Genomic DNA, 26,821 nt, shown 5'->3' with positions numbered 1-26,821 from the left:
GTTTCACCGGATGAGAATCCTCGGCATCTTCTGCCTGCTCCTGACCCTCGGCGGTTGCAGTTCGCTGTTGTTCTACCCCGAGCCGGGCCAGATCTTCACCCCGGAAAAAGCCAAGCTCGAATACCGCACCGTCACCCTGGTCACGGCGGATGGCTTGAAGCTCAACGCCTGGTGGCTGCCGGCCAAACCCGGCGTAGAGGTCAAAGGCACAGTCCTGCACCTGCACGGCAATGGCGGCAATCTGCCTATGCATTTGGGCGGGAGCTGGTGGCTGCCAAAAAACGGCTATCAAGTGCTGCTGGTTGACTATCGCGGTTATGGCTTGTCCGAAGGCAAACCGAGCCTGCCGGCGATCTATCAGGACGTCGACGCCGCGTTCGCATGGCTGGACAAGGCGCCGGAAGTCAAAGGCAAGCCGCTGATCCTGCTCGGCCAAAGCCTCGGTGGTTCGATGGCGGTGCATTGGCTGGTGCAGCATCCCGAGCGGCAAAAACAGCTGAAAGCGCTGGTGCTCGACGGCGTGCCCGCGAGCTATCGCAGCGTCGGCCAATACGCGCTGAGCACCTCATGGCTGACCTGGCCATTCCAGGTGCCGCTGTCGTGGCTGGTGCCGGACAGCGACAGCGCGATCAACTCGATGCCGCAACTCAACGGCGTGCCGAAACTGATCTTCCACAGTATCGACGATCCACTGGTGCCGCTGTCCAACGGCATCCGTCTGTATCAAGCGGCGCCACCGCCGCGCGTGCTGCAACTGACCCGTGGCGGCCATGTGCAGACCTTCGGCGACCCGGTGTGGCGCCAGGTCATGCTGCGCTACCTCGACGATCCCGAGCATTTCAACGGCCTGCGCCGCCTCGGCGAAATCCCCAATTATCCGACACCCCCGAATTCTGAAGACGAGAGTCCGCAATGACTGAAGAACGTAACGCCATCCCGCTGATCATCACCGGTATCTGCAGCATCCTCGGCACCGTCGGGGCGTTGTGGTACTACGGCTATCTGCACTTCGCCAAACCCGAGGATGCGTTGCTGCTCAACGAATTCACCATGCTCAAGACTGTTCCGGGTGAGGATTACAAGGTTTCGCTGGATCCCGCGCCGCAGGTGGCGCAGTGCATTGATGGGGTGCTGGTGTTGTTCGATACCGAGCAGAAAGGTCTGACCGGTGTGTTGATCAACGCACAGAAAAAAGCCGTGCGCTGCATGGGCGAAGAAACCCCGCAGAAGCTTGAGCAGTGATTCTGCAGGACCAGCCCTCACCCTAACCCTCCCGAAACGTCGGACCGAGGGGACTGACCGAGTTGTCTTTCGCTATCCACCGACCTGAAAGAGAGTGTCGACTATGGATTCCGCAAAGCAACTTCAGGCCGATGCAGTAACTGAACATTCCCCATTCGGCTCCCTCTCCCTCGGAAGAGGGCTGGGGTGAGGGGCCGCAATATCAGCTGCCACCAAAAAAGCCCCGCCATCTTTGAACGACGGACCTTCTACCGCTAAGGGCCGGCTGTCACCGTGATTTTTCGATTAGCACTCCATGGCGAGCGCTTACCGTCGATGCTTTGCCATGCCGTCATGGAAAAGGTTCCCGGAGGTAAGCTCCAGACACTTCGCACCGACCAGTTGCCATAGGCATCGGCGTCTGTTTCCGCCAGTACCTCGTAAGGGCCGTAGACCTTGGACACACGGATATGTGCGCCCGGAAGAGCTTTGCCGGAGAGCAGAGGGTTTTGACCACTGTCACTACCCTCTAGTGGGGTTTCTATGACTGGCGCGTCGAGCGTATCAATTACCTTGATTGTTCGATTGGCACTCCACGGCGAGCGCTTACCATCAATGCTTTGCCAGGCTGTCATGGAAAAAGGCCCTGAGGGTAAGGTCCAGACACTTCGCGCTGACCATTTGCCATAGGCATCAGCGTCTGTTTCCGCCAGTACCTCGTAAGGGCCGTAAACGCGGGTTACGCGAATATGGGCGCCAGGCAATGCTATGCCTGAAAGCAAAGGGTTGTAACCGGAGTCAGCGTTTTCCACTGGCGTAGAGATAACCGGGGGAGGCACATCCACGATATCAACAACGTTGAATAAACGCTGCTCGGACGACCCCGAGACTCTGTCGCCAAAGTACTGCCGAAGCACAAGTGCATTGGGGCCTGATGGCCTATCGGTAGGAGGGGTTATTGACCACCTGCCTTGTACATCCGCGATAGCTGTTGCGAAGAAAGTCTCCGGGGTTGCGGCTTCTGCTACCTTGATCGTTGCTCCCGGTCGCGCCGTTCCAGTGATCAAAGGTTTCAGCGTTGTTGTAGCGTTCTGCTCGGGTGTCATGACCAGCGGTGGCACGACTGTCGTTGTGCAATACGGGAGGCCTTGTCCATTTATTGCAATTGCGAGCGATGCACCAGCCTTATCCGTCGCACAGACTTTGATTTTGATTTTTGCCGTCGCGTCTTCCAGCGTCCGTCCTGGCTGCAGGGTAGGATCGTCCGTTGTGGCAGTTTCTGGCGTGGCATCCAGTTGCGCGTTGCGCACAGTTCCGTTCAGTGACGAGTATCTGATCCAGACGCCGGTTACGCGATTATCGGAGGCGGAAAAGTCATCGAATGGTGTCGGTTGGCGGTACTCAAGCGTTATCAACTGCGGTTCTGTCGTCCGATTGAGGAAGTACAGTTGAGGTCCCGCCTCTCCGAGAACACTCAGTCGATACAGACCTGTCTTACTGATCACGGCGGCTTGCGAGTCATCTAGCCAGCCGGAAAACCACCGGTTGATTGCCGGATAGAGTGTTCCGCCACCCGATACCGAGTCTCCAGTATCACCATACCCGACTGGGCTGCACTCTTCAGGAGCCTGAACAACGTCGTTACTCACCGGACATTTGGTATAAGTGCCGCCATGTGGGTATCCCAGATTGTGGCCGAATTCGTGCTTCCATACATGCGGTGAGCCCGGCATACCTTTAACCCAAATCCAGTTTCCCGGCACCGTAGCGATTGCGCCCCCGCCACAAGGAACAGCTACAAACAAGAACGCAAAAGCGGCAGGATCAATGTTCTGTGCAAGTGCCGCCTTGCGCCCCGCATCAAGACTGCCTGAGGCACTACAGGTCACAGGTTTCGGGCCGAAATCGGCTTCAATTTGTGTGCCCTCCAGTTTCAGCTTATTGCCTGACGCGGACAGGATATAAGAGCGCAAGGAGTTCCAGTGCGTCGAGAAGGTTTGCTCAGCAATTTTTTTGGTGTCCAGGCCCGGTTCGCCAGACCAGTGCCCGACCACCAGTAATACCTTTTGAACGCCTGTGACCGGACGCTTTTTCACGGGAACGAGCATTTCAGGATCGGTGCTGATGATCATGTCATCCGGATCATGCAATGGCTCATTTTGGGGGGGCGGGTTACTCCAGCTGAACGCAGCATGGAATAGTGTCGACAACAACCCGATAGCGATGATTGATCGTTTCATGGGGGCTTCCTTGTCAGGGGCGGGATGACAAGCAACAGCCTCTTCCGTGAATGGATCTTCGTCTACTGTCACAGTTGACAGTTGACGTCGTTCTCTAAAGGTGAAGAACCCCATGCGTATAGAGCAATAGTTTTTCAAACTTCCAATAAAAAAGCCCCGCCTGACTCAGTCAGGCGGGGCTTTTGCGTTACAGCAGGGCGCTTAGTTCGAGCTGACCGCCGAACGTGGCATCACTGGCTGGTTGTCGTTGGAAATGGTCACTTCCACACGACGGTTCATCGCACGGCCGGAAGCGCTGCCGTTCTCGGCAACCGGGTATTCCTTGCCGTAGCCTTGGGTGACGATGCGCGCTGGATCAACGCCCATTTTCACCAGTGCGGTGCGCACGGAGTTGGCGCGACGCTCGGACAGCGACTGGTTGTGGCTGGCGGTCCCGGTGCTGTCGGTGTAACCCTCGACGATCACTTTGCGATCCGGGTTTTCCTGAAGGAACTGCGCCAGTTTGTTGATGTTCACCAGACCGCTGGACTTCAGGTCAGCACGGTCGGTGGCGAACAGCACGTCACCGAAAGTCACCAGCGTACCGCGATCGGTCTGCTTGGCGTTCAGGCTGTCCTGCAGCTGTTTGATCTGTTGATCACGGGCATCCAGACGCGCCTGGGCACGTTGGGCGGCGGCGTTCTTCAGATTGTTTTCAGCGGTGCGCAAGGCGATGGTCTGCTTGGCCACTTCCACACGCTGGTTGGTCAGGTAGGCCAGTTGGTCAACCTTGGCAGCGTCTTGCTTGTCCAGGTAGGCCTTGTCGGCCTTGTCCAGGTAATCGCTGGCGTCTTTGGTTTCCAGTGCCGCGACTTTGCTCGCCTGTGGGTTGGCTTGCAGGCCGGCGTAGTTGGTGCGCGCGTTTTCCAGGTTCGGATTAGGCGGGGTGGAGCAGGCAGCCAGAGCAACGCTTGCGGCGAGGAGAGCGGGGATCATCAGTTGCTTACGCATAATTTGTCGTCCTTTCTATCGGTAAGAGATTCAGCTTTGCGGTCGGGATGCGCGCTTACTGCACGGTGCGCTGACTTTCCTGACGCAGTTCCTGAACACCTTTCTGGGAATCCTTCACAGCCTGTTCGGCTTTAGCGGCCTGAGCCTTGCGTTCGGCGACGCGAGCGTCCCACTCGGCTTGCTCGGACAGGGTGCGAGCTTCGTCATACTTCTTGTCGTGCATGGCGATTTCGGCTTGTTTCAGTTTGTCCTGCGCTTGCTTCATCTCAACCGCAGCGAACTCGGTACCGCCAGCGCTGACGGCGCTGTTCACAGCCGACTGGGTCACGGCGTATTGCTCGGTCGGTGGGTTACCGGCGCAACCGGCCAGTACGAAGCTGGTGCCGATGGCCAGAGCCGCCAGTTTCAGACCGCGCAGGTGGGTAAACGAGGTTTGGTTTTTCATGGTCTTCAACTCCATTAGGCATCTCCTGAAAACAACTGAATCCATCCTGGTCGAGGAGCCGAAAGCGTCGTGTGAAAGGCGTTTTTGAAACGCTCGTTCCAGGCGTGGTTACAGGTTCCGACCGGAGGCGTTTTTCAAAAGTTCAGAAAAGATGGCCTATCGCCAAAATATTTTTTGACCGAATGGACAAGGCTCTAAAGCGGGAACTTTGGCGGGATGAAGCGGTACGCGCGGGTGTTTCCATTACCGGAAACGCCTCTATTTGGAGGCAGAAATACAGTCAACGTGGGAGCGAGCCTACTCGCGAATGCGGTGTGCCAGTCACCATCAATGTCGACTGATATACCGCATTCGCGAGCAGGCTCGCTCCCACAGTTTTGATCTGTGTGGTGTCAGTGTTTTTGCTTGCCTGCTGCGGCCGAGAGGTCATGCAAATGCCGGCGCGAAAGGGCCAGAAAACGCGGCGTAGGCCCGACATCTTCATACAGCGGATCACCTTCCTCATCGGTCGCCACCACCGTCGAACCCTTCACATACGGCAGGCTCGCTTCAAACTCTTCAAGCGCCGCGCCGATCAGTTCGCCAAGCAATTCTTCGACATGACGTTTGGGGTACATCTCGGTAATCGCTGCCAGACGCGCAGCAGCTTCAACGTCCAGATGAATCGCGTAGCCAGTGTCGGTCAGGCGACCTTTGGCGTTTTCTTCCCAATGCTGGGCGAGTTCACGGATTTTCATGATGACCTCATTTCGCACCTGCTCATGGCAGGTCTGGGTGAGTGTCCGCCGGGGCCGGCGGCAAGCCGTTGTGCGGCTTACTGTTGAGACTAGCTTTCGCCCACAAGGTTTAACGTCCCTTCGTCGGCTGCTTGTAAGAAGCGTCGTAGAGCGGCACTCTCTAGGTCATGCACTCGTTTCTAAGCCGTCCGGATTACTGCTGGGGAATTGCTGATGACCGATATTGATGCACGCTTGCGCGAAGACGTTCACCTGCTCGGAGAGCTGCTGGGCAATACCATTCGAGATCAGTACGGCGAGGCTTTCCTCGACAAGATCGAGCAGATTCGCAAGGGCGCCAAGGCCGATCGGCGTGGTTCGATGGACGCCGAACTGAGCGCCAGCCTCAATCAATTGAGCGAAGACGAATTGCTCCCCGTGGCGCGCGCGTTCAACCAGTTTCTCAACCTGGCGAACATCGCCGAGCAGTATCAGTTGATTCATCGTCGCGAGGAATCGCAGCCGGCGCCGTTCGAATCCCGCGTGCTGCCGGAATTGCTCGCCCGTTTACGCAATGAAGGCCACAGTGCCGAATCGCTGGCGCGGCAACTGGCGCGGCTGGAAATCGAACTGGTGTTGACCGCGCACCCCACGGAAGTGGCGCGGCGCACGCTGATCCAGAAATACGACGCGATCGCCGCGCAACTCGCCGCGCAGGACCATCGCGACCTGACCACAGCCGAACGCGAACAGATTCAAAACACCCTGCAGCGGCTCATTGCCGAAGCCTGGCACACCGAAGAAATCCGCCGCACGCGCCCGACGCCGGTCGATGAGGCCAAATGGGGTTTCGCGGTGATCGAGCATTCGCTGTGGCAGGCGATTCCCAACCATATGCGCAAGGCCGACAAGGCGTTGTATGAAGCGACCGGTCTGCGTCTGCCACTGGAAGCGGCGCCGATTCGCTTCGCGTCGTGGATGGGCGGCGACCGTGACGGCAACCCCAACGTCACCGCTGCGGTGACCCGCGAAGTGTTGCTGTTGGCGCGCTGGATGGCCGCCGATTTGTACCTGCGCGATGTCGATCACCTCGCGGCTGAACTGTCGATGCAACAGGCCAGCGACGCCCTCAAAGCCAAGGCCGGCGACAGCGCCGAACCGTATCGTGCGGTGCTCAAGCAACTGCGCGAACGCCTGCGCGCCACGCGCAATTGGGCACACGCTGCGCTGACTGCACCGACGCCAGCGCCGGCAGACGTGCTGCACAACAACCGCGATCTGCTCGATCCGCTGGAGCTGTGCTTCAACTCGCTGCACGAGTGCGGCATGGGCGTGATCGCTGATGGTCCGTTGCTCGACTGCCTGCGTCGGGCGGTGACCTTCGGCTTGTTCCTTGTGCGTCTGGATGTGCGCCAGGACTCGTCGCGCCACAGCTCGGCGATGACTGAAATCACCGATTACCTCGGCCTCGGTCGCTACGAAGATTGGGACGAAGAGCAGCGCATCAGCTTCCTGACTCGCGAACTGAGCAATCGTCGGCCACTGCTGCCAGCGCATTTCAAACCGTCCGCTGACACCGCGGAAGTGCTCAACACCTGCAAGGAAATCGCTGCCGCACCGGGCGCCTCGCTCGGTTCCTACGTGATCTCCATGGCCGGCGCTGCTTCTGATGTGCTCGCCGTGCAACTGCTGCTCAAAGAGTCTGGCGTGCTGCGGCCGATGCGCGTGGTGCCGTTGTTCGAAACCCTCGCCGACCTCGACAACGCCGGGCCGGTGATGGAGCGGCTGTTGCTGCTGCCGGGTTACCGTGCACGGCTGCAAGGCCCGCAGGAAGTGATGATCGGTTATTCCGACTCGGCCAAGGATGCTGGCACCACGGCAGCGGCCTGGGCGCAATATCGCGCGCAGGAACGCTTGGTGGAAATCTGCCGCGAGCAACAAGTCGAACTGCTGCTGTTCCACGGTCGCGGCGGCACCGTGGGCCGGGGCGGTGGTCCGGCGCATGCGGCGATTCTGTCGCAACCGCCGGGCTCGGTGGCCGGGCGTTTCCGCACCACTGAGCAGGGGGAAATGATTCGATTCAAATTCGGCCTGCCGGACATCGCCGAGCAAAACCTCAATCTGTATCTGGCGGCGGTGCTTGAAGCAACGCTGCTGCCTCCACCGCCGCCGACACCAGAGTGGCGTCACTTGATGGACGAATTGGCGGCCGATGGCGTCAGCGCTTATCGCCAGGTCGTGCGGGAAAATCCGCAATTCGTCGAGTACTTCCGTCAGTCCACGCCAGAGCAGGAGTTGGGTCGCTTGCCACTGGGCAGTCGTCCGGCCAAACGCCGCGCCGGCGGTATCGAAAGTCTGCGGGCGATTCCGTGGATCTTCGGCTGGACGCAAACGCGGCTGATGCTGCCGGCGTGGCTGGGGTGGGAGTCGGCGCTGAGCAAGGCGCTGGAGCGCGGCGAGGGCGAGTTGCTCGGGCAGATGCGCGAACAATGGCCGTTCTTCCGTACGCGTATCGACATGCTGGAAATGGTTCTGGCCAAGGCTGATGCGGATATTGCGCTGTCCTACGATCAGCGTCTGGTCGAGCCTGATCTGCTGCCGTTGGGCGCGCAGTTACGCGACCTATTGTCGCAGGCGTGCGCGGTGGTGCTCGGCCTGACTGGCCAGTCGCAGCTGCTGGCACATAGCCCTGACACCCTTGAATTCATCCGTCTGCGCAACACCTACCTCGACCCGCTGCATCTATTGCAGGCCGAACTGCTGGCCCGTTCGCGGCAGCAGGATGTCGAGCAGGGCAGCCCGGTGGAACAGGCGTTGCTGGTGTCTGTGGCGGGGATTGCCGCCGGTTTGCGAAATACCGGCTAAGGTTTTTGTCGGGGGCGCGGTAGCCGGACGAAGACTTGGCTGTCGTGTTGCCTGACCGACGAAAGTGCCGCCAGGCGACAGTTAATGATGGGGTTGCGACTTGGGTTACCGCGTCGCGAGGTCGCGGGGGACGTCGGTTTCTCCGACTTTTGGCGTCTTGTGTGGGCGCAGCCTGCTGTGTATCTTGATCAGCCTTTGGCCGTTTATGCGGCCACGACCCGTATTTTCAGGATTCGTCCCAAGAGGCGAATCCTCTGTTTTGTAAAAGCTTTTTATAAAAAAATTGAGGAGCACATCTAATGCGCGTCATTCTGCTGGGAGCTCCCGGGGCCGGTAAAGGTACTCAGGCTAAGTTCATCACCGAAAAATTCGGCATTCCACAAATTTCCACCGGCGACATGCTGCGTGCAGCGGTCAAGGCCGGTACTCCACTGGGCGTTCAAGCCAAGAGCATCATGGATGCCGGCGGCCTGGTGTCGGATGACCTGATCATCGCACTGGTTCAGGACCGCATCGCTCAGCCAGACTGCGCCAACGGTTTCCTGTTCGACGGCTTCCCGCGCACCATTCCGCAGGCTGAGGCTCTGGTTTCTGCCGGCGTTGAGCTGGATGCAGTGGTTGAAATCGCTGTTGAAGACGAAGAAATCGTTCAACGCATCGCCGGCCGTCGTGTTCACGAAGCCAGCGGCCGCGTTTACCACATCGTCTACAACCCGCCAAAAATCGCGGGCAAAGATGACATCACCGGCGAAGAGCTGGTACAGCGCAAGGACGACACCGAAGAAACCGTGCGTCATCGCCTGTCGGTCTACCACTCGCAGACCAAGCCGCTGGTGGATTTCTACCAGAAGCTGTCGGCTGCCAACGGCAAGCCAAAGTACAGCCACATCGAAGGCGTTGGTTCGGTTGATGCAATCACCACCAAGGTGCTGGCAGCGCTGAGCTGAAAAGTCTGATCGGCTGCATCATCCACGGCCCGCTTGCGGGCCGTAGTTGTTTATACTGACGCCCTTTTTCCCACACCTGTTTTGGAAACATCGATGAGCACCTTGCTGGCCCTGGACACCGCGACTGAAGCTTGCTCCGTTGCCTTGCTGCATGACGGCAAGGTCACGAGCCATTACGAGGTGATCCCGCGCCTGCACGCGCAGAAACTGCTGCCGATGATCCAGCAACTGCTGGCCGACGCCGGCACCACGTTGCAGGCGGTCGATGCGATTGCTTTCGGTCGTGGGCCGGGTGCGTTTACCGGGGTGCGGATTGCCATCGGTGTGGTGCAGGGTCTGGCGTTTGCGCTGGATCGTCCGGTATTGCCAGTGTCCAACCTGGCCGTGCTGGCGCAGCGGGCGTTGCGTGAGCACGGTGTGAGCCAGGTCGCGGCGGCCATCGATGCGCGGATGGATGAAGTGTATTGGGGCTGCTACCGCGAGACGGCGGGGGAGATGCGTCTGGTCGGTGCCGAGGCGGTGTTGCCACCAGAAGTTGCTGCGCTGCCGGCCGATGCCAGTGGCGATTGGTTCGGTGCTGGCACGGGTTGGAGTTATGCCGAGCGCATCGCGGTCAATCTGACAGGCTCCGACGCCGGCATGCTGCCCCACGCCGAAGACTTGCTGACCTTGGCGCGCTTCGCTTGGGAGCGCGGCGAATCGATTCCGGCGGATGACGCGCAACCGGTTTACCTGCGCGACAAAGTCGCCACCCCCAAGGCTCGTTGAGCCTTTAAAAAGATCGCAGCCTTCGGCAGCTCCTACAAGGATCGCATTCCAAATGTAGGAGCTGCCGAAGGCTGCGATCTTTTGATCTTCTGAAGCCAATCGTCAGTTTCTAACCCCTCGCTTTAAACCTTTTGCGCTTTATGTGTTCTAGTTATCACTCGGCAGTTTGCTAAGTCGGTCAAGTGCCGCTAAATTGCCATCATTGATACCGAGCATGAAATTATGCGTATAGACGGCCTTTCCTCTCAGTCCTACCCCATCAAGCGCAAGCCTCGCAAAGGCCATGTGACCGTGGATGAGTCCGTCGATGACATCGACGGTGAGCTGGAATTTCCGACTGAAGAGCAACTGGCTGCCCGTGCTGCCGCCAAAGCCGCCGCGCAACGCCTGAGCAATCTGCCCGCCCGCCAACAAGACATGATTTACCACCGCGCCATGAGCAAAAGCGTAGCGATGGCCCTCGCCAGCTACCTGAGCACCGCCGGTTTTGTCGATTGGGATGCAGACGTGCTGGGCCTCGATCTGTATATCTGATGGGTCTGCCTTACTACCTCGGTTGTCCGTCCTGGAGCGAAAACGCCTGGCGCGAGTATCTGTACCCGGTAGACGCCAAAACCTCCGATTTCCTCGGTCTCTATTCCCAAGTGTTCAACGCCGTTGAAGGCAACACGACCTTCTACGCCAGCCCGTCGCCCGCCACGGTGCAGCGTTGGGCCGAGGTCATGCCCGAGCACTTTCGCTTCACCGCCAAATTCCCCGGCGACATCAGCCACAGCGGTGACCTGCGCGAGCAACTGACCGCCGCCGAAACATTTCTGCAATTACTCAAACCCCTCGGTGAGCGCGTCTCGCCGATGTGGCTGCAATTGTCGAAAAGCTTCACGCCGCATCGCCTGCCGGAACTGGCGGCGTTTATTGATGCGCTGGATTGCCCGTTGGCGGTGGAAGTGCGCCATGAACAGTTCTTCGCCAAGGGCGAGAGCGAACGTCTGCTCAATCGCCTGCTGCTGGATCGTGGCGTTGAGCGCATCTGCCTCGACCCGCGTGCGCTGTTCAGTTGCCTGTCGACTGAATCTTCGGTAATCCACGCGCAATCGAAAAAGCCACGCGTGCCGACGCGCCCGGCGGCGTTCACCCAGTTCCCGCAAGTGCGCTTCATTGGCCATCCGGAACTGGAAGCCAACGACCCGTTCCTAGTGCCGTGGGTGGCGAAAATCGCCGAGTGGATCGAAGAGGGCCGCACGCCGTACATCTTCCTGCACACCGCCGATAACCTGCTGGCGGCGAAACTGGCGCAACGTTTTCACGCACAACTGATGCAACGTTTGCCTGGCCTGCCAGCGCTGCCTGCGCTATACAGAGAACCCGCCGCGGAGCAACTTGGCCTGCTCTGAAGCGGATTTTTTTCCAGCCCAGGAGCCTGCCGATGGATGCTCAAGCCCGTAAAGCCCACGCCTTCAAAGCCCTGCATGAACAATCGGGGATTTTCGTGATTCCTAATCCGTGGGATGCGGGGGCGGCAAAAATGCTCGCCAGTCTCGGCTATCAGGCCTTGGCGACCACCAGTGCCGGTTATGCGTTTTCCCAAGGCAAGGCCGATGGCGCGTTGAGCCTTGATGAGACCTTGGCCAATGTCCGCGCGATTGTCGCCGCCACCGATTTGCCGGTAGCGGTGGATCTGGAAAACGGTTTCGCTGATGACCCGGCTGAATGCGCCAAGAGTCTGCTGCGTGCTGCCGAGGCCGGCGCTGTTGGTGGTTCGATTGAAGACGCCACGGGCCGCGCGGATGCGCCAATCTATTGCTTCGAACACGCTGTGGCGCGCATCGAGGCCGCTGTCGCTGCGGTGCGCTCGCTACCCTTTCCCTTCATCCTCACCGCGCGGGCGGAAAACTACCTGCACGGTAATCCCGATCTCAACGACACCATTCGCCGCCTGCAGGCCTTCGCCGAGGCAGGGGCTGACGTGTTGTATGCGCCAGGTTTGCGCAGCGCCGAAGAAGTGCTGGCAGTGGTGCGTGCGGTGGCGCCGAAACCGGTCAATGTGCTGATGTCCGGCGGTTTGAAACTGACCGTGCAGGAGCTGCAAGAAATGGGTGTGCGGCGCATCAGTACCGGTTCGGCACTGGCGTTGGCGGCGTTCGGCGAATTCTTCCGTGCCGCTGAAGAAATCCAGCAATCCGGCACTTTCGGGTTTACCTCGCAGTCGATGCCGTACGCCAAAGCCAATCAATTCTTCAAAGGCTGAGCATGGGGCGGTGGATCGCACTGACCGTGTTGCTGATCACTGGCGGCGCGTTGATCAGTGTGTGGCGCGGTTGGCTGGATGTGCCGCCGTCATGGAATCCATGGGCGCCACTGGACGTAAAAGCCGCGCCCAACTGGCTGACCGGCTACAAGCTGATGCGTTTGCGCAGTGACCCCGAACTCTGTGCCCAGGCGTTGAACAGCTCTGATCTTCGCGTCACTCGGCAAGCCGACAGTCCCGACGCCAAGTGCCCGCTGATCGGTGCCTTGCGCGTACAGGGCGGTGAGGTGGCGCTGAGCAGCAGTTTCCTCGCCAGTTGCCCGCTGGCGGTGGCCTACGCGATGTTTGAACAGCACACGCTGCAACCCGCCGCACAATCCGTTTACGGGCAGAAGGTCGCACGCCTTGATCACCTCGGCAGCTTCGCCTGTCGCAATATCTACAATCGCGAAAGCGGCGCGCTCAGCCGCCATGCCAGTGCCGATGCGCTGGACATCTCCGGGTTTCGTCTCGCCGACGGCCGCAGCATCAGCGTGCTCAAGGACTGGCCGAAGCAAAATCAAGACGCACAATTTCTGCGTCAGGTGCGCGATGGCGCCTGCGAGGCGTTCAGTGTTGTCTTGGGTCCGGATTACAACACCGCCCACCGCAATCACTTTCATGTCGATGTCGGGCGCTGGAGCGTGTGTCGCTGAGGGTCAGGCGGCGAGGCGCAGGTTCTGCAGAACGATCGGGCGCGCCCAACCGTTATCAAAGTCCAGTGCTTTCTGTTGCTCGACGATTTCTTCCGGCGGGAACGGCGGGTAAGGCTTTTGCAACAGATCCAGATCGAACTCGGCAATCGGCAGGTAAAGCGGCTTCTTCTGCGGGGCCGGGCCAGGCTCTGGAACGGGCTGACCATTGTTGATCACCACCGGGCGAACCCAACTGCTGTCGAAATCCTGCTGCGCCTGCTGAGCTTGCAGTTCTTCTGGCGGGAATGGCGGGAACGGCTTGTCCAGCAGTTCCATTTCGAATTCGGCGATCGGCAGGAACAGCGGCTCTGGCGGACGCACTTCGGTTTCCACCACATCGCACTCGCGCTGGCTGACGATGTGCGCGTGCAGCTCGCTGCCGATGGTCGGTTCTTCCGGGCTGCTCAGGTCAACCGGCGGAAATGTACCGCAGGCAGGCACCACTTCACTCGTCTGTTCGGCCATCGCTTGGGCAAAGAAATCCTGCCACAGGTGACTGACGCCGCTCAGTGCTTGAGTGTTATGACGGCTAAAGTCGCCATGGGGCGAGATGTAGCCAATCGATGTGGGAAGAATGCCTGACATTTTTTTCGGTTGACGCTCAGCTCTGGCAAAATGCGCGTTGAATGAATTATCGGCGGTATTTGCCGATCCTTGAATTTTTGAGCGTGTTTTCCATGATCGAGCAACCCGCGGCCTGCCGCATCCATGTCCAGGCTCTCGGCCCGACGTTTGAAGCGCAAGCCGAGCAGTGGGCCGAACGCCTCGGTCTGCCGCTTGCAGTGGCGGACGGCGAGTTCGCCTTGCAGGTCGGCGAGCAGGGTTTGCAACTGCAACAGCTCGGCCCGGACGCACCGGGGCCGGTGCGGGTCGACTTTGTTGAGGGCGGCGCTGCGCATCGTCGGCTATACGGCGGCGGCAGCGGGCAGATGATCGCCAAGGCTGTCGGCATCGCCCAAGGCGTGCGCCCGCGCGTGCTGGATGCCACGGCGGGATTGGGCAAGGATGCGTTCGTGCTGGCCAGCCTCGGTTGCGAGATGAGCCTGATCGAACGCCAGCCGCTGATCGGCGCCTTGCTGGAGGATGGTCTGGCGCGCGCGGCGGAAGATTTCGACGTGGCGCCGATTGTGGCGCGGATGAAATTGCTCAAGGGCAACTCCATCGAGGTCATGCAGAACTGGGAGGGTGAGGCGCCGCAGGTGATCTACCTCGACCCGATGTTTCCGCACCGAGAGAAGACCGCGCTGGTGAAAAAGGAGATGCGTCTGTTCCGGCCGCTGGTGGGCGATGATCCAGATGCGCCGGCGTTGCTCGAAGCCGCGTTGGCACTGGCCACGCACCGGGTGGTGGTCAAGCGACCGCGCAAGGCGCCGTGCATTGCGGGGCCGAAGCCGAGTCATGCGCTGGATGGCAAGTCCAGTCGATACGATATCTACCCGAAGAAAGCGCTCAAGCCTTAAACCGAGTTGCCCCCATTCGCGAGCAAGCTCGCTCCCACATTTGAAATGCATTCCAATGTGGGAGCGAGCTTGCTCGCGAAGGCGTCCCCTCAGACACCTTAAAAGTCAGGGCCTGTAAGCACGCATAAACAACCCCACCACTTCCTGAATATGGCTCTCCGAAGCCTCTTCGCTCAACGGTTCACCACAGCCATACAACAAACGAAAATTCCCCGCGCCCTTGATCAGGCAGAAGAAATGCTCAGCAGCATTGCGCGGCAGATCGATGCTCAGCGCGCCGGTCTCGTGGATGCGCGTCAACAACCGTTCCATGCCCTGCACCATGCGCTGCGGACCCGCCTCGAAGAAGATCAGCGACAGCTTCGGATCCTGACTGCCGAGCGCCATGATCAAACGGTGCAGATTCACCGATTCATCGCTGTTGATCAGGTGATGAAAGCCTCGCGCAATGTTCAGCAACACATTTTCGACGGCGATGCCTTCGGGCAATTCGAAGAACAGCGGCGGTAATTGCTCCTCGCATTTGGCCACCACGGCAGCGGAGAACAGCGTCTCCTTGTCGTTGAAATGGCTGTAGACCGTCAACTTCGACACGCCGGCCTCGCTGGCGACCGCGTCCATGCTGGTGTTGGCGTAGCCATGACTCAGAAACAGAATTTTCGCCGCGTCGAGGATCGCCTGGCGCTTGGCCAGATCCTTGGGGCGGCCCGGGCCGTTTGGAGCTGAAAGATTGTTCGACATTCTTCGCTTTTAATACTGGACTGGTGAGTTTGCTATTAATAACATACCCGCCAGTATAATTATTCCAAGCACCATTAGCGAAAGGTCCGTCACCATGTTCCGCCATGCGTTGTCCCTCGCGTTGCCAGTGAGTCTGGCGTTCCTTTTGTCAGCATGCGGTCAGGAAGAGGCGACGCAAGTCGCCGTGCGACCAGCCATGGTGGTGCAGCCAGAGCCTTCGGCACAGGCGATGGAAAGTTATCCGGGCGAGGTGCGCGCCCGCTACGAACCGGATCTGGCATTCCGCATTGGCGGCAAAGTCAGCCGACGACTGGTCGATGAAGGTCAGCGCGTGAAGGCTGATCAGCCACTCGCCGAACTCGATCCGCAGGACGTGCGCCTGCAACTGGAAGCCACCCGCGCCCAGGTGGCTGCCGCCGAAGCCAATCTCAATCTGGTCCGCGCCGAACGTGATCGCTACAAAACCCTGATGGATCGGCAGATGGTCAGCCGCTCGGCCTACGACAATGCCGAAAACCTTTACCGCTCCGGTGAAGCCCGCCTTAAACAGATCAAAGCCGAATTCAACGTGTCGACCAATCAGGCCAGTTACGCGGTGCTGCGTGCGCCGCAGGATGGCGTGGTCGCCAAGCGTTCGGTCGAAGTGGGACAAGTGGTTGCCGCCGGACAGACTGTTTTCACTCTTGCCACTGATGGCGAGCGCGAAGTACTGATCAGCCTGCCGGAGCAGAGCTTCGGGCGCTTCAAGGTTGGCCAGCCTGTGACCGTCGAACTGTGGACACAGCAGAACCAGCGCTTCGCCGGGCAAATCCGCGAACTGTCGCCCGCCGCCGATCCACGCTCGCGCACTTTCGCTGCGCGCATTTCTTTCGTCAGCGGCAAAGTCCCGGCCGAACTGGGGCAGAGCGCCCGGGTGTTTGTGCAATCGGCCGATAGCGTTTCCCTCTCGGTGCCGCTCTCGGCACTCACCGCCGAAAACGGCGCGACCTACGTCTGGGTCGTCAGCGCCAACAACACTTTGAAGAAAACCCCGGTGCGCATCGGCCCGTTCGGCGAGAAAACCGTGCCGGTACTCGAAGGCTTGAACGCCAGTGACTGGGTGGTGGCTGCTGGCGTGCATGTGTTGCTCGAAGGGCAGCAGGTGCGTCCGGTGGATCGCTCCAATCGCGTGGTCAATCTGGCGGACAAGGAGTAAGTCCCGATGCGCTTCAACCTTTCCGAATGGGCGCTGCGTAATCGCCAGATCGTACTGTTCCTGATGCTTTTGCTGGCCATCGTCGGTGCGTTGTCCTACACCAAACTCGGCCAGAGCGAAGACCCGCCGTTCACCTTCAAAGCGATGGTGATCCAGACTCGCTGGCCGGGCGCGACCGCGCAGGAAGTCTCGCGGCAGGTCACCGAGCGTATTGAAAAGAAACTGATGGAAACCGGTGAATACGAACGCATCGTCTCTTTCTCGCGCCCCGGTGAATCCCAGGTCACCTTCATTGCTCGCGATTCGATGCATTCCAAGGAAATCCCCGACCTCTGGTATCAGGTGCGCAAGAAGGTCAGCGATATTCGTCAGACCTTGCCGCCGGATGTTCAGGGGCCGTTCTTCAACGATGAATTCGGCACCACGTTCGGCAATATCTATGCGCTGACCGGCGACGGTTTCGATTACGCGGTGCTCAAGGATTACGCCGATCGCATCCAGATTCAGCTGCAACGGGTCAAGGATGTCGGCAAGGTCGACTTGCTCGGTTTGCAGGACGAGAAGATCTGGGTCGAGCTGTCCAACGTCAAGCTGGCGACCCTTGGCTTGCCGCTGTCGGCGGTGCAACAAGCGCTGCAAGAGCAGAATGCGGTGTCCACCGCCGGGTTCTTTGAAACCGGTAGCGAGCGCCTGCAACTGCGGGTCTCGGGGAATTTTCAGACGGTAGAGGAGATAAAGAACTTCCCGATCCGCGTCGGTGATCGCACGTTCCGCATCTCCGATGTCGCCGATGTGCGTCGCGGGTTCAACGATCCACCGGCGCCGCGCATGCGCTTCATGGGCGAAGATGCGATTGGTCTCGCGGTGGCGATGAAGGATGGCGGCGACATTCTGGTGCTGGGTAAAGCGCTGGAAGGCGAGTTCTCGCGCATCCAGAAAAACCTTCCGGCCGGCATGCAACTGCGCAAGGTTTCCGATCAGCCGGCGGCGGTGAAAACCGGAGTCGGCGAGTTCGTCCAGGTGCTGGTCGAGGCGCTGGCGATTGTCTTGCTGGTGAGCTTCTTCTCCCTCGGCGTGCGCACCGGCATGGTCGTGGCACTGACCATTCCACTGGTGCTGGCGATGACCTTCGCCTGCATGTATTACCTCGGCATCGGCCTGCACAAGATCTCCCTTGGCGCGTTGGTGCTGGCGCTGGGCTTGCTGGTGGACGACGCGATCATCGCCGTGGAAATGATGGCGATCAAAATGGAGCAGGGCTTTGACCGTATTCGCGCGGCGAGCTATGCCTGGACCAGTACCGCGTTCCCTATGCTCACCGGTACGTTGATCACCGCCGCCGGGTTTCTGCCGATTGCCACGGCGCAATCCGGCACTGGCGAATACACACGTTCGATCTTCCAGGTGGTGACCATCGCCTTGCTCGCGTCCTGGGTCGCGGCGGTGATGTTCGTGCCGTATCTGGGGGAAAAACTCCTGCCGGATCTGGCGAAAATTCATGCGGCCAAACACGGTACCGCCGATGGTCAGGCTGATCCGTATGGCACGCCGTTTTATCAGCGCGTTCGGCGCTTGGTGGAGTGGTGCGTGTCGCACCGCAAGACCGTGATCGTGCTGACGGTGGGGCTGTTTATCGCCTCGGTGATGTTGTTCCGTTTCGTCCCGCAGCAGTTTTTCCCGGCCTCGAATCGGCTGGAGTTGATGGTCGATCTGAAACTGGCTGAGGGTGCGTCGCTGGCCAATACCACCGGTGAAGTCAAACGTCTGGAAGCGATGCTCAAGGATCACGCCGGCATCGACAATTACGTCGCCTATGTTGGCACCGGATCGCCGCGTTTCTATCTGCCGCTCGATCAGCAATTGCCGGCGGCGAGCTTCGCGCAGTTTGTGGTGTTGGCGAAGAACATCGAGGAGCGTGAGGCGCTGCGCAGTTGGTTGATTGAAACGCTTAACGAGCAATTCCCGGCGCTGCGTTCGCGGGTTACGCGTCTGGAAAACGGTCCGCCGGTTGGTTATCCGGTGCAGTTCCGCGTGACCGGTGAACACATCGAAGAAGTTCGCGCGCTGGCGCGTAAGGTGGCAGCCAAGGTTCGCGAGAATCCGCATGTGGTCAATGTGCATCTGGATTGGGAGGAACCGAGCAAAGTCGTGTATCTGAATATCGATCAGGATCGTGCCCGGGCGCTGGGTGTAAGCACGGCGAATCTGGCGAAATTTCTGCAGAGTTCGTTGACCGGGTCGAGTGTCAGTCAGTATCGCGAAGACAACGAATTGATCGAGATTCTGCTGCGCGGCACGGTGCATGAGCGCACTGAATTGTCCTTGTTGCCGAGTCTGGCGGTGCCGACGGACAACGGCCGCAGTGTGGCGTTGTCGCAGATTGCCACGCTCGAATATGGCTTTGAGGAAGGGATTATCTGGCATCGCAATCGTCTGCCGAACGTGACCGTGCGTGCGGATATTTATGGCAAGGAGCAGCCGGCGACATTGGTGAAGCAGATCATGCCGACGCTGGATTCGATTCGCGCCGAGTTGCCCGATGGTTATTTGTTGGATGTCGGCGGTACGGTGGAGGATTCCGAGCGTGGGCAGAAGTCGGTGAATGCCGGGGTGCCGATGTTCATCGTGGTGGTGCTGACCTTGCTGATGGTGCAGTTGCGCAGTTTTTCGCGCACGGTGATGGTGTTTTTGACGGCGCCGCTGGGGTTGATCGGGGTGACGCTGTTTTTGATGGTGTTCCGTCAGCCGTTCGGGTTTGTGGCGATGTTGGGGACGATTGCACTGTCCGGGATGATCATGCGCAATTCGGTGATTCTGGTGGATCAGATCGAGCAGGACATTGCTTCGGGGCTTAAGCCTTGGCAGGCGATTATCGAGGCTACGGTTCGACGCTTCAGGCCGATTGTGTTGACGGCGCTGGCGGCGGTGCTGGCGATGATTCCGTTGTCACGTAGTGTGTTTTTTGGGCCGATGGCGGTGGCGATCATGGGTGGGTTGATTGTTGCGACTGCGCTGACGCTGTTGTTTTTGCCGGCGTTGTATGCGGCTTGGTTCCGGGTGCGTAAGGGCGCTTGATTCTTTTGTGACGTGGCGGCCTTCGGGCCGACCATGTTCTTGGGGTTTTGGGTGTATATCCGTTTCTGCGGGTGCTGCCGCTGGCGGTTTCGCTCTTACAGCGAGTCCCTTTGGCAAACGCCCCAAAGGAACCAAAGGTCTTTGCCCTGACGTTCGGCCCGCTCGCTGGGGCTCGGGGTTCCTTCGCTCCGGGATCGATCCGGGCGCATCGCCTACGGTTTGCTTCGCTGCACCTCCTCTCGATGTGTTCGACTTCGTCGAACGGTCGCTGCGCTCCCACCCCCGGATCAATCCCTCCACTCAGCCTGCCGACGGGCCTTAAGATCAAGATCAAAAGCTGCAGCCGAGCTAACGCTCATCCTGTTGAGTGGTGAGGAGCAGAAGCGATCTGCTCTCGCTTTTCTGTGGGAGTGAGCTTGCTCGCGAAGGCGGCCTAACAGCCGATCTGTTTTTTGCAGATGTACGCAATCCAACTGTGGGAGCGAGCTTGCTCGCGAAGGCGGCCTGACAGCTGACCTATTTTTTGCAGATGTACGCAATCCAACTGTGGGAGCGAGCTTGCTCGCGAAGGCGTTCTGAAATCCAACGATCCTCTGCCTGAATGCACCCAGTTCAAATTGTGGGAGCTGGCTTGCCAGCGATGACGGCCCGTCAGTCGCTACCTGTCTGTCTGAATATCCATTGCTCGTTCTGCTCCTGCGACTTCCTACATCTTTTTCAGAAACCTCTGATATTGAGCCAGGGTGCCGCTAATGCTGTACTCAAGCCTCTGCTTTTCCAGAGTCCTTGAGTCCGCCTTGATGAAAAAGCCTCCATCCTTGAAGGGCCGATCCGACCCGGTGTTCGATTTGCTGGTGCGCCCACCCCACAAGCATCGTCTGGCTGATTATCTTGCGCTGCTCAAGCCGCTCGATGATCAAGGGCGTTATCTGCCATTTGAAGCGTTGCGTTATCGCTGGGCGGCGGGGCTGGATGCCAAACTTTGTTGGGCGTTGGTCAAGAAGGCGCGGGCGGCCCAGTACATCGACCTTCTGCCGCTGGGCGAACCGGTGCAGTGGGGCAAGTATCTGTTGACCCCTTTGGCACAGAAAACCATCTCCATCGTCGATCGGCAGACCAGTACGGCCGCGCTGGAATTCATGACCAGCCAGATCGGCGAGCGGGCGCATTTCAGTTATCTGCTGAACGATCTGATCGAAGACGAGGCCATCGCCAGTAGTCAGCTGGAGGGCGCGGCGACTACCACGCGCGTAGCCAAGGACATGCTCAAGCAGCAGCGTCTGCCCCGTACTCCGGATGAACGCATGGTGATGGGTAATTACCGGATGATGAATTTTGCCTGGGAGAGACGTTACGAACCCATGAGCGTGGATCTGATCGCAGCGATTCATCGGGTGGGGGTCGAGGGCATTGATGACGAGCAGTATTCCCCCGGGGTGTTCAGGATCAATGACGAAGTGGTCGTTCAGGACGGGGCGGGCAACACCGTGCACCGACCACCACCTGCAGCAGGATTGGTGTCGCGGCTGGAGCGACTGTCGCAGTGGGTCAACCTGCCCGACGGCTCACCGCAAGAGAAGACCTATCTGCATCCGATGATCAAGGCAATTACGCTGCACTTTGCCTTGGGTTACGAACATCCCTTTCGTGACGGCAACGGACGGGTCGCAAGGGCGTTGTTTTACTGGTTCATGTTCAAGAACGAGTTTGCGGCGTTTCGCTACGTTGCGATCAGTTTGTTACTGCGTAATGCGCCGGTGAAATACGGACGCTCATATCTGCATACAGAGGCGGATGAGCTGGATCTGACTTATTTCATCGAGTTCCAGTGTTCGGTCATTCAGCGAGCGGTGCTCGGGTTTACGGATGTTTATCGCGAGAGCGTGGCCTACGCCGAAGAGTTCGAGCGCTGGCTGACGAATTCTGGCTGCTTCGATCAGATGACGAAAAAACAACACGCGGTGTATCAGGCGGCAAAAAACGGGGTGGCGAAGGAGTTCACAGCGAGCAATGTGGCGGAAAATTTTGTTTGCTCGCACCGCGAGGCGGCTTTGGTTCTGAAGGGGCTGGGCCAGTTACAGGTTTTTGAGAAAAAGAAGATGGGACGGGAGTGGGTGTTCTTTTTACGTAGTCCCTTACGTGGAGGGAAGCACGGGAGCGAGTGGATTCGCCCCCGTGCTCTGACTGCTTAGAGCGTACCGAACACCTTCTTCGCCAAACTGGTCGCCGCAGCAGCCGGGTTCTGGCGGATGGTTTCTTCCTGTTTGCCGATCATTTCGAACAAGCCATTCAGCGCCTGCTCGGTCACGTAATTCTGAACGTTGGCGCTCTTCGCATCGACAACGCCAAACGCAGCAGCCTGACCAGCGAACGAGTTGTACTTCTGTGCTACGCCAACCTTGTCGGTCGCCTGTTTGACGATCGGCAGGAACTTGGCGCGGATCTGTTCGCGGCTGGATTTGTCGAGGTATTGCGTGGCCGAGTCCTTGCCGCCGCTGAGGATGCCTTTGGCGTCTGCCACGCTCATTTTCTTCACGGCGTCGACGAGGATGGGCTGGGCTTGAGTTACAGCGCTTTCCGCCGCTTTGTTCATCGCGGTTTCCAGTTCTTCAACCTGAGCGCCCATGCCGAAGGCTTTCATCTTGCTCGCGGCTTTGCCGAGTTTGCCCGGCAGTTCGATCTTCACGTCCGGGTTGTTGCTGAAGCCGCCGGGTGTGCCCAGTTGCTTGACGGCGATTTGTGCGCCTTGGGTCAGGGCATCCTTGAGGCCGCCGGTGGCGTCTTTTTGCGAAAGGTCACTGAGCGACAGGGCCAGCGCGCTGGCGGAGATCATCAGGCCTGCGCACAGGCCGGCGAAGCGAAGGGTAGGGCGGAGCATGGCGGCTTCCTTGTTGCAGAAAGTGAATTAACGAACGGCGTCGACGCGGATTTTCAGCGGCTGCGGGTCGTTGCCGTCGAGTTGCACGGCGTGGTTTTCGGTGGTGATGAACATCAACTCACCGTTGACTTCAATGCGCGCGCTGACCGAGTAACGGTGGCCAGGTTTGATCTGCGCTGGATCGTAGCTCAAGTGGAAGGGCAGCGGCACCTGGCCTTTGACCGGACCTTTCTGCTCGTCCAGTACCACGGCTGGCGCATCGGCCAGCGAAACGTCTTGCAGGCTGACGCTGAGGGTGGCGCTCGGTGGCAGGGAGATGCGCTGCAGGTAGAACACTTCACCGTCGAGGCCGACCTTGCCGGCAGGTGTGGTCGACTGGCAGGCGCTGAGCAGTGTTGCGGCGGCGAGCAAAGTCAGTTTTTTCATGATGTTCTCCATTCAATTGTAGGAGCGAGCCTGCTCGCGATAGCGGTTTAGCATTCAACATTTCAGTTGTCTGACACTCCGTCTTCGCGAGCAGGCTCGCTCCCACAGGGTTTTCATCAGGTCTCGGGTTGAGTGATGACCTGATCGGCAGCATCTTCACTGCGATGTAGCGCAACCTGGCGGATCGACAGTCGAATTTCCGCCGGCAATACGCGTTTGGCTGCACCTTCGGCGAGTTCGCCGAGCAGCTCGTGATAACTCAGTTTGCCGGCCTCGTCGCGGCGCAGCACGTCGAGGTCGAGCATTGTCTGGATGAAGTGACGGAACAGGCTCTTGTCGAAGAACTCCGGGGCGTTGAGGCCGTGGAGGATCGACAGGCGCTGGGCCATGACCGTGCAGAGGTCTTCCAGTTCTTCGGCGCTGATGCTGTTCTGGCCGCTGTTGAGCAGCAAGGACACGGTCATGTAGAAGCGCTGCAAGGTCTGGGCGATGCTCTTCGACAGCAGCGTCAGCAGCACGAAATGCCGCGAACTTGGCGCCGGACGCAGATAGACGTCTTTCTCGAAACGCAACAGGCCTTGTTCGACGAACGCTTCCAGCCACTGATCGACCACACCGTCCAGTTCGTCCAGCGTCCAGCGAATGAACAGCTCAGATTGCAGGTACGGATACAGCGCGCGGGTGTAGCGTAGGATCTGTTCGCGGCTCATGCGCGAAGCGCTCTGGAAGAAGCTCGCCAGCAGTGCAGGCAACGCGAAGATGTGCAGCACGTTGTTGCGGTAGTAGGTCATCAGGACGGCATTCTGCTCATCCAGATAGAGAATCTTGCCCAGCGCGTCGTTCTGCTCGGCGAGCAGGTCCATGTCTTTCACATGCTCGATCAGCGCACGGCCGTCGCCTTCCGGCAGCGTGGTGTGCGGCGAGTACGGGACTTTGCGCAGCAGCGCCAGATACAGATCCAGCACTCGCGCCATGGCGCGATCATCCAGCGCCAGACGCGTAGTCGACAGCAGTGCCAGCGCCACCAGGTTGACCGGGTTGATCGCAGCGGCTTCGTTCAAATGCTGCGCAACTTTTTCGCCGAGGCGATTGGTGGTCTCGTTGAGCCACGCCGGTTTGTACTGCGGGCCGAGTTCCTGCTGGCGCCAGTCCGGTTGCTCGGCGTCGAGGAACTCCGCCAGTTTGATCGGCTCACCGAAGTTCACCGCAACCTGACCGAAACGCTGCTTGAGCGCGCCGATGACTTTAAAAATGTCGAAGATCGATTCTTTCTTCTTGCTCGCGCCACGCAATTCGCCGAGGTAGGTGCGACCCTCCAGCACGCGCTCATAGCCGATGTACACCGGCACAAACACGATCGGCATCCGCGACGAACGCAGGAAGCTGCGCATCGTAATGGCGAGCATGCCGGTTTTCGGTTGCAGCATGCGCCCGGTGCGCGAGCGGCCACCCTCGACGAAGTATTCGACCGGGAAGCCTTTGGTGAACAGCGTGTGCAGATATTCGTTGAACACCGAGGTGTACAGCGGATTGCCCTTGAACGTGCGGCGCATGAAGAACGCACCGCCACGGCGCAGCAGGCTGCCGATCACCGGCATGTTCAGATTGATCCCCGCGGCGATGTGCGGCGGGGTCAGGCCGTTGCGGAACAGCAGGTACGAGAGCAGCAGGTAGTCGATGTGGCTGCGATGGCAAGGCACGTAGATCACTTCGTGACCTTGCGCAACCTTCTGCACGCCTTCGATGTGGTTGACCTTGATGCCGTCGTAGATCTTGTTCCAGAACCAGCTCAATACCACTTCAAGGAAGCGGATCGCGGTGTAGGTATAGTCCGAGGCAATCTCGTTGCCGTAGCGCAAAGCCTGAGCCTTGGCCTTCTCCGGAGAGATGTTTTCGCGTTCGGCTTCGTCGAGGATCGCTTGCTTGACCAGCGGCTGGTTGAGCAGGCCTTTGACCAGGTTGCGACGGTGGGAAATGTCCGGGCCGATGACCGCTGCTTTCAGATTGCGAAAGTGCACGCGCAGGATGCGCTGGGCCATGCGCACGGTGCGTTCGTGGCCCTTGTTGTGCTCGATCAGCTCACGCAGGTGAATCGGTGCGGAGAACTGCACGCGGGTTTTGCGCCCGAGGACGATGATGCTCAGCAGCCGACGCAGGCGCCCGGTGACCGCCCAGCTGTCGGCGAACAACAATTTCCAAGGACTGTTTTCGCTGTCCGGCGACTGGCCCCAGAACACGCTGACCGGAATGATCTGCGCGTCTTCGGCGGCGTTCTGCGTCAGGGCACTGACAAGGCGAGTCAGGGTCGGCGGTGCGCCGCGCTTGTCCTGGCGACCGAGCCAGTCCGGGTCCGGCGTCAGGTAGAAAAACGCCGCCGGCTCGATCAGCGAACCCACCGACACCGGCAGCACGGGGCGTGGAAGGCCGGCTTTGGTGCACTCGGTGTCGACCACGGCGAGATCGGTCAGCGAAGGGTTTTGCAGGACGTAGAACACCGGACGACTGCGGTCGAGGTTGAGGGTGAGCGACGACTGGTTGATCGTTTCCGAGCGAACCCAGAGGTACAACAGTCGGCGCAAGGTGCCAAACACTAGACGGCGGAACGGGGAACGGGTCATACGGCTTCTGCGTGAGTGGATAAACCGAGCGGTTGCTCGGGAGGGCGACAGTTTGCCGTATTGGGCGAAAATCGGCAAAAAAGCGGCGAACTAATCTCCTGTTGAGACTTTTCGCACCTGTCATATACTCGGCGGTCTGTCGCCGGGGGCCTTTTATGGACGTCGGACGCAGGCTGATGTTCCGCAAAGGCTTTCCTGCGAAAAGCCAGTCCAATAATAAAAAAGGAGTATGAACAGATGGCAACACGTGAAACCGGCAACGTGAAGTGGTTCAACGACGCCAAGGGCTACGGCTTTATCCAGCGCGAAGACGGGGTGGACGTGTTCGTGCACTACCGCGCGATTCGCGGCGAAGGGCATCGGTCGCTGACTGAAGGCCAGCAGGTTGAATACGCAGTGATTACTGGCGAGAAGGGTTTGCAGGCTGAGGATGTTGTAGGCCTGTAACCTTGAAGATCAAAAGATCGCAGTCTACGGGTGTGCACATGACCCTGAAGGCGCTGCCGCAGGCTGCGATCTTTTTTGGGGCGAGAAAGTCCTGAACTCAATGCTGTATAAACAATCACCCTGTCAGTTATGACAGTAGACGTCTTTTTTTCTCACGCTTACCTTCGCGGAACAAAATCCCTGTGAATCAGAGTTTCCAGGGCGTTGTCTGTTCGAGAGGAAAGCGGCCATGTGGAAGAGTGTTTCGATTTTTCTGATAATGGGAGTTGTTGGATGCTCGGTGCAACCCACTCCCTCAGAGGTTGCGCAACCCGGCTTCCGGGCAATGACGGTTCAGTCATCACCATCACAGAACGAAACTCAGAATACGTTTGACGCGCAATCTTCGATATTCAAAGTGGTTGAAGCGCCAGTCGGTGAGTTGAACGTCGACACGCTCGGCAGCGAAGCCAACGTCCAGGTCAGTTATCCGAGCCTGGCAGCGAAGGACACCGTCGGTGTACGCCTGACCGGTGTGGCGTTGCGTGATGCGCCGATCCAGACCGTGTCCACCGCAGGCACGCTGACCTTCAAGTTGCCCAAAGCCTGGATCAGCGAAAACAAGGGTCGTACGTTCAACCTCACTTATACCTACAAGGTAGGTGGCGCGGGCAGTCTGATTACCTCGTCGCCACTGAGCATTCGCGTGGTCAGTGCTCAGGGCCAGAACGTATTCAAGGTGGTCGAAGCACCGACGGGTGAGTTGAACGTCGACACGCTCGGCACCGAAGCCAACGTCCAGGTCAGTTATCCGAGCCTGGCAGCGAA

At 59.2% G+C, this 26,821-nt stretch carries 24 protein-coding genes; 15 read left to right on the top strand and 9 right to left on the bottom strand.

The features are described 5' to 3' along the window. The first annotated feature begins 10 nt into the window (after nt 1-10). Nucleotides 11-916, top strand: coding sequence for an alpha/beta hydrolase (locus tag AC0ZWN_RS13485; RefSeq protein ID WP_476335394.1), 906 nt, complete (start codon nt 11-13; stop codon nt 914-916). Next, nucleotides 913-1,242: a PA3694 family proteiin gene (locus tag AC0ZWN_RS13480; protein WP_034154859.1), complete on the top strand. Its 330-nt coding sequence runs from the start codon at nt 913-915 to the stop codon at nt 1,240-1,242. Before AC0ZWN_RS13485 ends, AC0ZWN_RS13480 begins: the two co-directional genes overlap by 4 nt. Nucleotides 1,243-1,496: 254 nt before the next feature. Here AC0ZWN_RS13480 and AC0ZWN_RS13475 read toward each other — a convergent pair whose 3' ends face one another. From AC0ZWN_RS13475 to AC0ZWN_RS13460, 4 genes are all read right to left on the bottom strand, one after another. Continuing rightward, a complete protein-coding gene (locus AC0ZWN_RS13475; RefSeq protein ID WP_414926618.1) occupies nt 1,497-3,461 on the bottom strand; it encodes a hypothetical protein in 1,965 nt (654 codons plus the stop codon). A 201-nt stretch (nt 3,462-3,662) separates the two neighbouring features. Further along, nucleotides 3,663-4,451, bottom strand: a complete 789-nt coding sequence (gene lptF, locus AC0ZWN_RS13470) for a lipotoxin F family OmpA-related lipoprotein LptF (protein WP_007908901.1) — start codon at nt 4,449-4,451, stop codon at nt 3,663-3,665. 55 nt (nt 4,452-4,506) lie between these two features. Continuing rightward, nucleotides 4,507-4,911, bottom strand: a complete 405-nt coding sequence (locus tag AC0ZWN_RS13465; RefSeq protein ID WP_034154861.1) for a DUF4398 domain-containing protein — start codon at nt 4,909-4,911, stop codon at nt 4,507-4,509. A gap of 377 nt (nt 4,912-5,288) precedes the next feature. Beyond that, nucleotides 5,289-5,633 (bottom strand): pilin assembly protein, encoded by a 345-nt coding sequence (locus AC0ZWN_RS13460; RefSeq protein ID WP_093436693.1) that lies wholly within the window; start codon nt 5,631-5,633, stop codon nt 5,289-5,291. 213 nt (nt 5,634-5,846) lie between these two features. On the opposite strand from AC0ZWN_RS13460, the gene ppc reads away from it, so the two are divergent. From ppc to AC0ZWN_RS13425, 7 genes are all read left to right on the top strand, one after another. Beyond that, nucleotides 5,847-8,477, top strand: coding sequence for a phosphoenolpyruvate carboxylase (gene ppc / locus AC0ZWN_RS13455; RefSeq protein WP_095050378.1), 2,631 nt, complete (start codon nt 5,847-5,849; stop codon nt 8,475-8,477). A gap of 299 nt (nt 8,478-8,776) precedes the next feature. Beyond that, the gene (gene adk / locus AC0ZWN_RS13450; RefSeq protein WP_093436683.1) at nt 8,777-9,424 is read left to right on the top strand and encodes an adenylate kinase; all 648 of its coding nucleotides are present in this window, start codon (nt 8,777-8,779) and stop codon (nt 9,422-9,424) included. 93 nt (nt 9,425-9,517) lie between these two features. Next, a complete protein-coding gene (gene tsaB / locus AC0ZWN_RS13445) occupies nt 9,518-10,192 on the top strand; it encodes a tRNA (adenosine(37)-N6)-threonylcarbamoyltransferase complex dimerization subunit type 1 TsaB (RefSeq protein ID WP_476335390.1) in 675 nt (224 codons plus the stop codon). Between the two features lie 222 nt (nt 10,193-10,414). Further along, nucleotides 10,415-10,726 (top strand): hypothetical protein, encoded by a 312-nt coding sequence (locus tag AC0ZWN_RS13440; RefSeq protein WP_093436677.1) that lies wholly within the window; start codon nt 10,415-10,417, stop codon nt 10,724-10,726. Next, nucleotides 10,726-11,586 carry a DUF72 domain-containing protein gene (locus AC0ZWN_RS13435; protein ID WP_116254583.1) on the top strand — a complete coding sequence of 287 codons (861 nt, stop codon included), beginning with the start codon at nt 10,726-10,728 and terminating at the stop codon, nt 11,584-11,586. Before AC0ZWN_RS13440 ends, AC0ZWN_RS13435 begins: the two co-directional genes overlap by 1 nt. 32 nt (nt 11,587-11,618) lie before the next feature. Next, on the top strand, nt 11,619-12,440 hold the full coding sequence (locus tag AC0ZWN_RS13430) for an isocitrate lyase/PEP mutase family protein (protein ID WP_476335387.1): 822 nt from the start codon (nt 11,619-11,621) through the stop codon (nt 12,438-12,440). 2 nt (nt 12,441-12,442) lie between these two features. Continuing rightward, nucleotides 12,443-13,135 carry an extensin-like domain-containing protein gene (locus AC0ZWN_RS13425; protein ID WP_476335385.1) on the top strand — a complete coding sequence of 231 codons (693 nt, stop codon included), beginning with the start codon at nt 12,443-12,445 and terminating at the stop codon, nt 13,133-13,135. Nucleotides 13,136-13,138: 3 nt separating this feature from the next. On the opposite strand, the gene AC0ZWN_RS13420 is transcribed toward AC0ZWN_RS13425, so the two are convergent. Next, nucleotides 13,139-13,759, bottom strand: coding sequence for an energy transducer TonB (locus AC0ZWN_RS13420; RefSeq protein WP_093436665.1), 621 nt, complete (start codon nt 13,757-13,759; stop codon nt 13,139-13,141). Between the two features lie 92 nt (nt 13,760-13,851). On the opposite strand from AC0ZWN_RS13420, the gene AC0ZWN_RS13415 reads away from it, so the two are divergent. Then, nucleotides 13,852-14,634: a class I SAM-dependent methyltransferase gene (locus AC0ZWN_RS13415; RefSeq protein WP_116254674.1), complete on the top strand. Its 783-nt coding sequence runs from the start codon at nt 13,852-13,854 to the stop codon at nt 14,632-14,634. 105 nt (nt 14,635-14,739) lie between these two features. Here AC0ZWN_RS13415 and AC0ZWN_RS13410 read toward each other — a convergent pair whose 3' ends face one another. Continuing rightward, nucleotides 14,740-15,375, bottom strand: coding sequence for a TetR/AcrR family transcriptional regulator (locus AC0ZWN_RS13410; protein WP_099758114.1), 636 nt, complete (start codon nt 15,373-15,375; stop codon nt 14,740-14,742). A gap of 94 nt (nt 15,376-15,469) precedes the next feature. Here AC0ZWN_RS13410 and AC0ZWN_RS13405 point away from each other — a divergent pair, with 94 nt between their 5' ends. The 3 genes from AC0ZWN_RS13405 (at nt 15,470) to AC0ZWN_RS13395 (ending at nt 21,837) form a co-directional block, all read left to right on the top strand. Then, complete coding sequence (locus AC0ZWN_RS13405; RefSeq protein ID WP_476335382.1) at nt 15,470-16,570, top strand: efflux RND transporter periplasmic adaptor subunit; 1,101 nt, start codon at nt 15,470-15,472, stop codon at nt 16,568-16,570. Nucleotides 16,571-16,576: 6 nt separating this feature from the next. After that, entirely contained in the window at nt 16,577-19,645 is a 3,069-nt protein-coding gene (locus tag AC0ZWN_RS13400) for an efflux RND transporter permease subunit (protein WP_476335381.1), read from the top strand. 800 nt (nt 19,646-20,445) lie between these two features. Beyond that, the gene (locus AC0ZWN_RS13395) at nt 20,446-21,837 is read left to right on the top strand and encodes a Fic family protein (protein WP_476335379.1); all 1,392 of its coding nucleotides are present in this window, start codon (nt 20,446-20,448) and stop codon (nt 21,835-21,837) included. Here AC0ZWN_RS13395 and AC0ZWN_RS13390 read toward each other — a convergent pair. The 3 genes from AC0ZWN_RS13390 to plsB form a co-directional block, all read right to left on the bottom strand. Beyond that, nucleotides 21,834-22,523 (bottom strand): DUF4197 domain-containing protein, encoded by a 690-nt coding sequence (locus AC0ZWN_RS13390; protein WP_476335377.1) that lies wholly within the window; start codon nt 22,521-22,523, stop codon nt 21,834-21,836. The genes AC0ZWN_RS13395 and AC0ZWN_RS13390 overlap by 4 nt on opposite strands. A gap of 27 nt (nt 22,524-22,550) precedes the next feature. Further along, the gene (locus tag AC0ZWN_RS13385; protein ID WP_476335375.1) at nt 22,551-22,949 is read right to left on the bottom strand and encodes a YbaY family lipoprotein; all 399 of its coding nucleotides are present in this window, start codon (nt 22,947-22,949) and stop codon (nt 22,551-22,553) included. A gap of 116 nt (nt 22,950-23,065) precedes the next feature. Continuing rightward, complete coding sequence (plsB, locus tag AC0ZWN_RS13380; RefSeq protein WP_093436637.1) at nt 23,066-25,567, bottom strand: glycerol-3-phosphate 1-O-acyltransferase PlsB; 2,502 nt, start codon at nt 25,565-25,567, stop codon at nt 23,066-23,068. 237 nt (nt 25,568-25,804) lie between these two features. On the opposite strand from plsB, the gene AC0ZWN_RS13375 reads away from it, so the two are divergent. After that, on the top strand, nt 25,805-26,014 hold the full coding sequence (locus AC0ZWN_RS13375; protein ID WP_007908870.1) for a cold-shock protein: 210 nt from the start codon (nt 25,805-25,807) through the stop codon (nt 26,012-26,014). A 397-nt stretch (nt 26,015-26,411) separates the two neighbouring features. After that, the coding region (locus tag AC0ZWN_RS13370; RefSeq protein ID WP_476335373.1) for a hypothetical protein at nt 26,412-26,821 on the top strand (410 nt) is incomplete at its 3' end.

This window comes from Pseudomonas sp. 3B-A001-10F (assembly GCF_056313565.1).
This window is presented reverse-complemented; position numbering and strand designations above follow the sequence as displayed.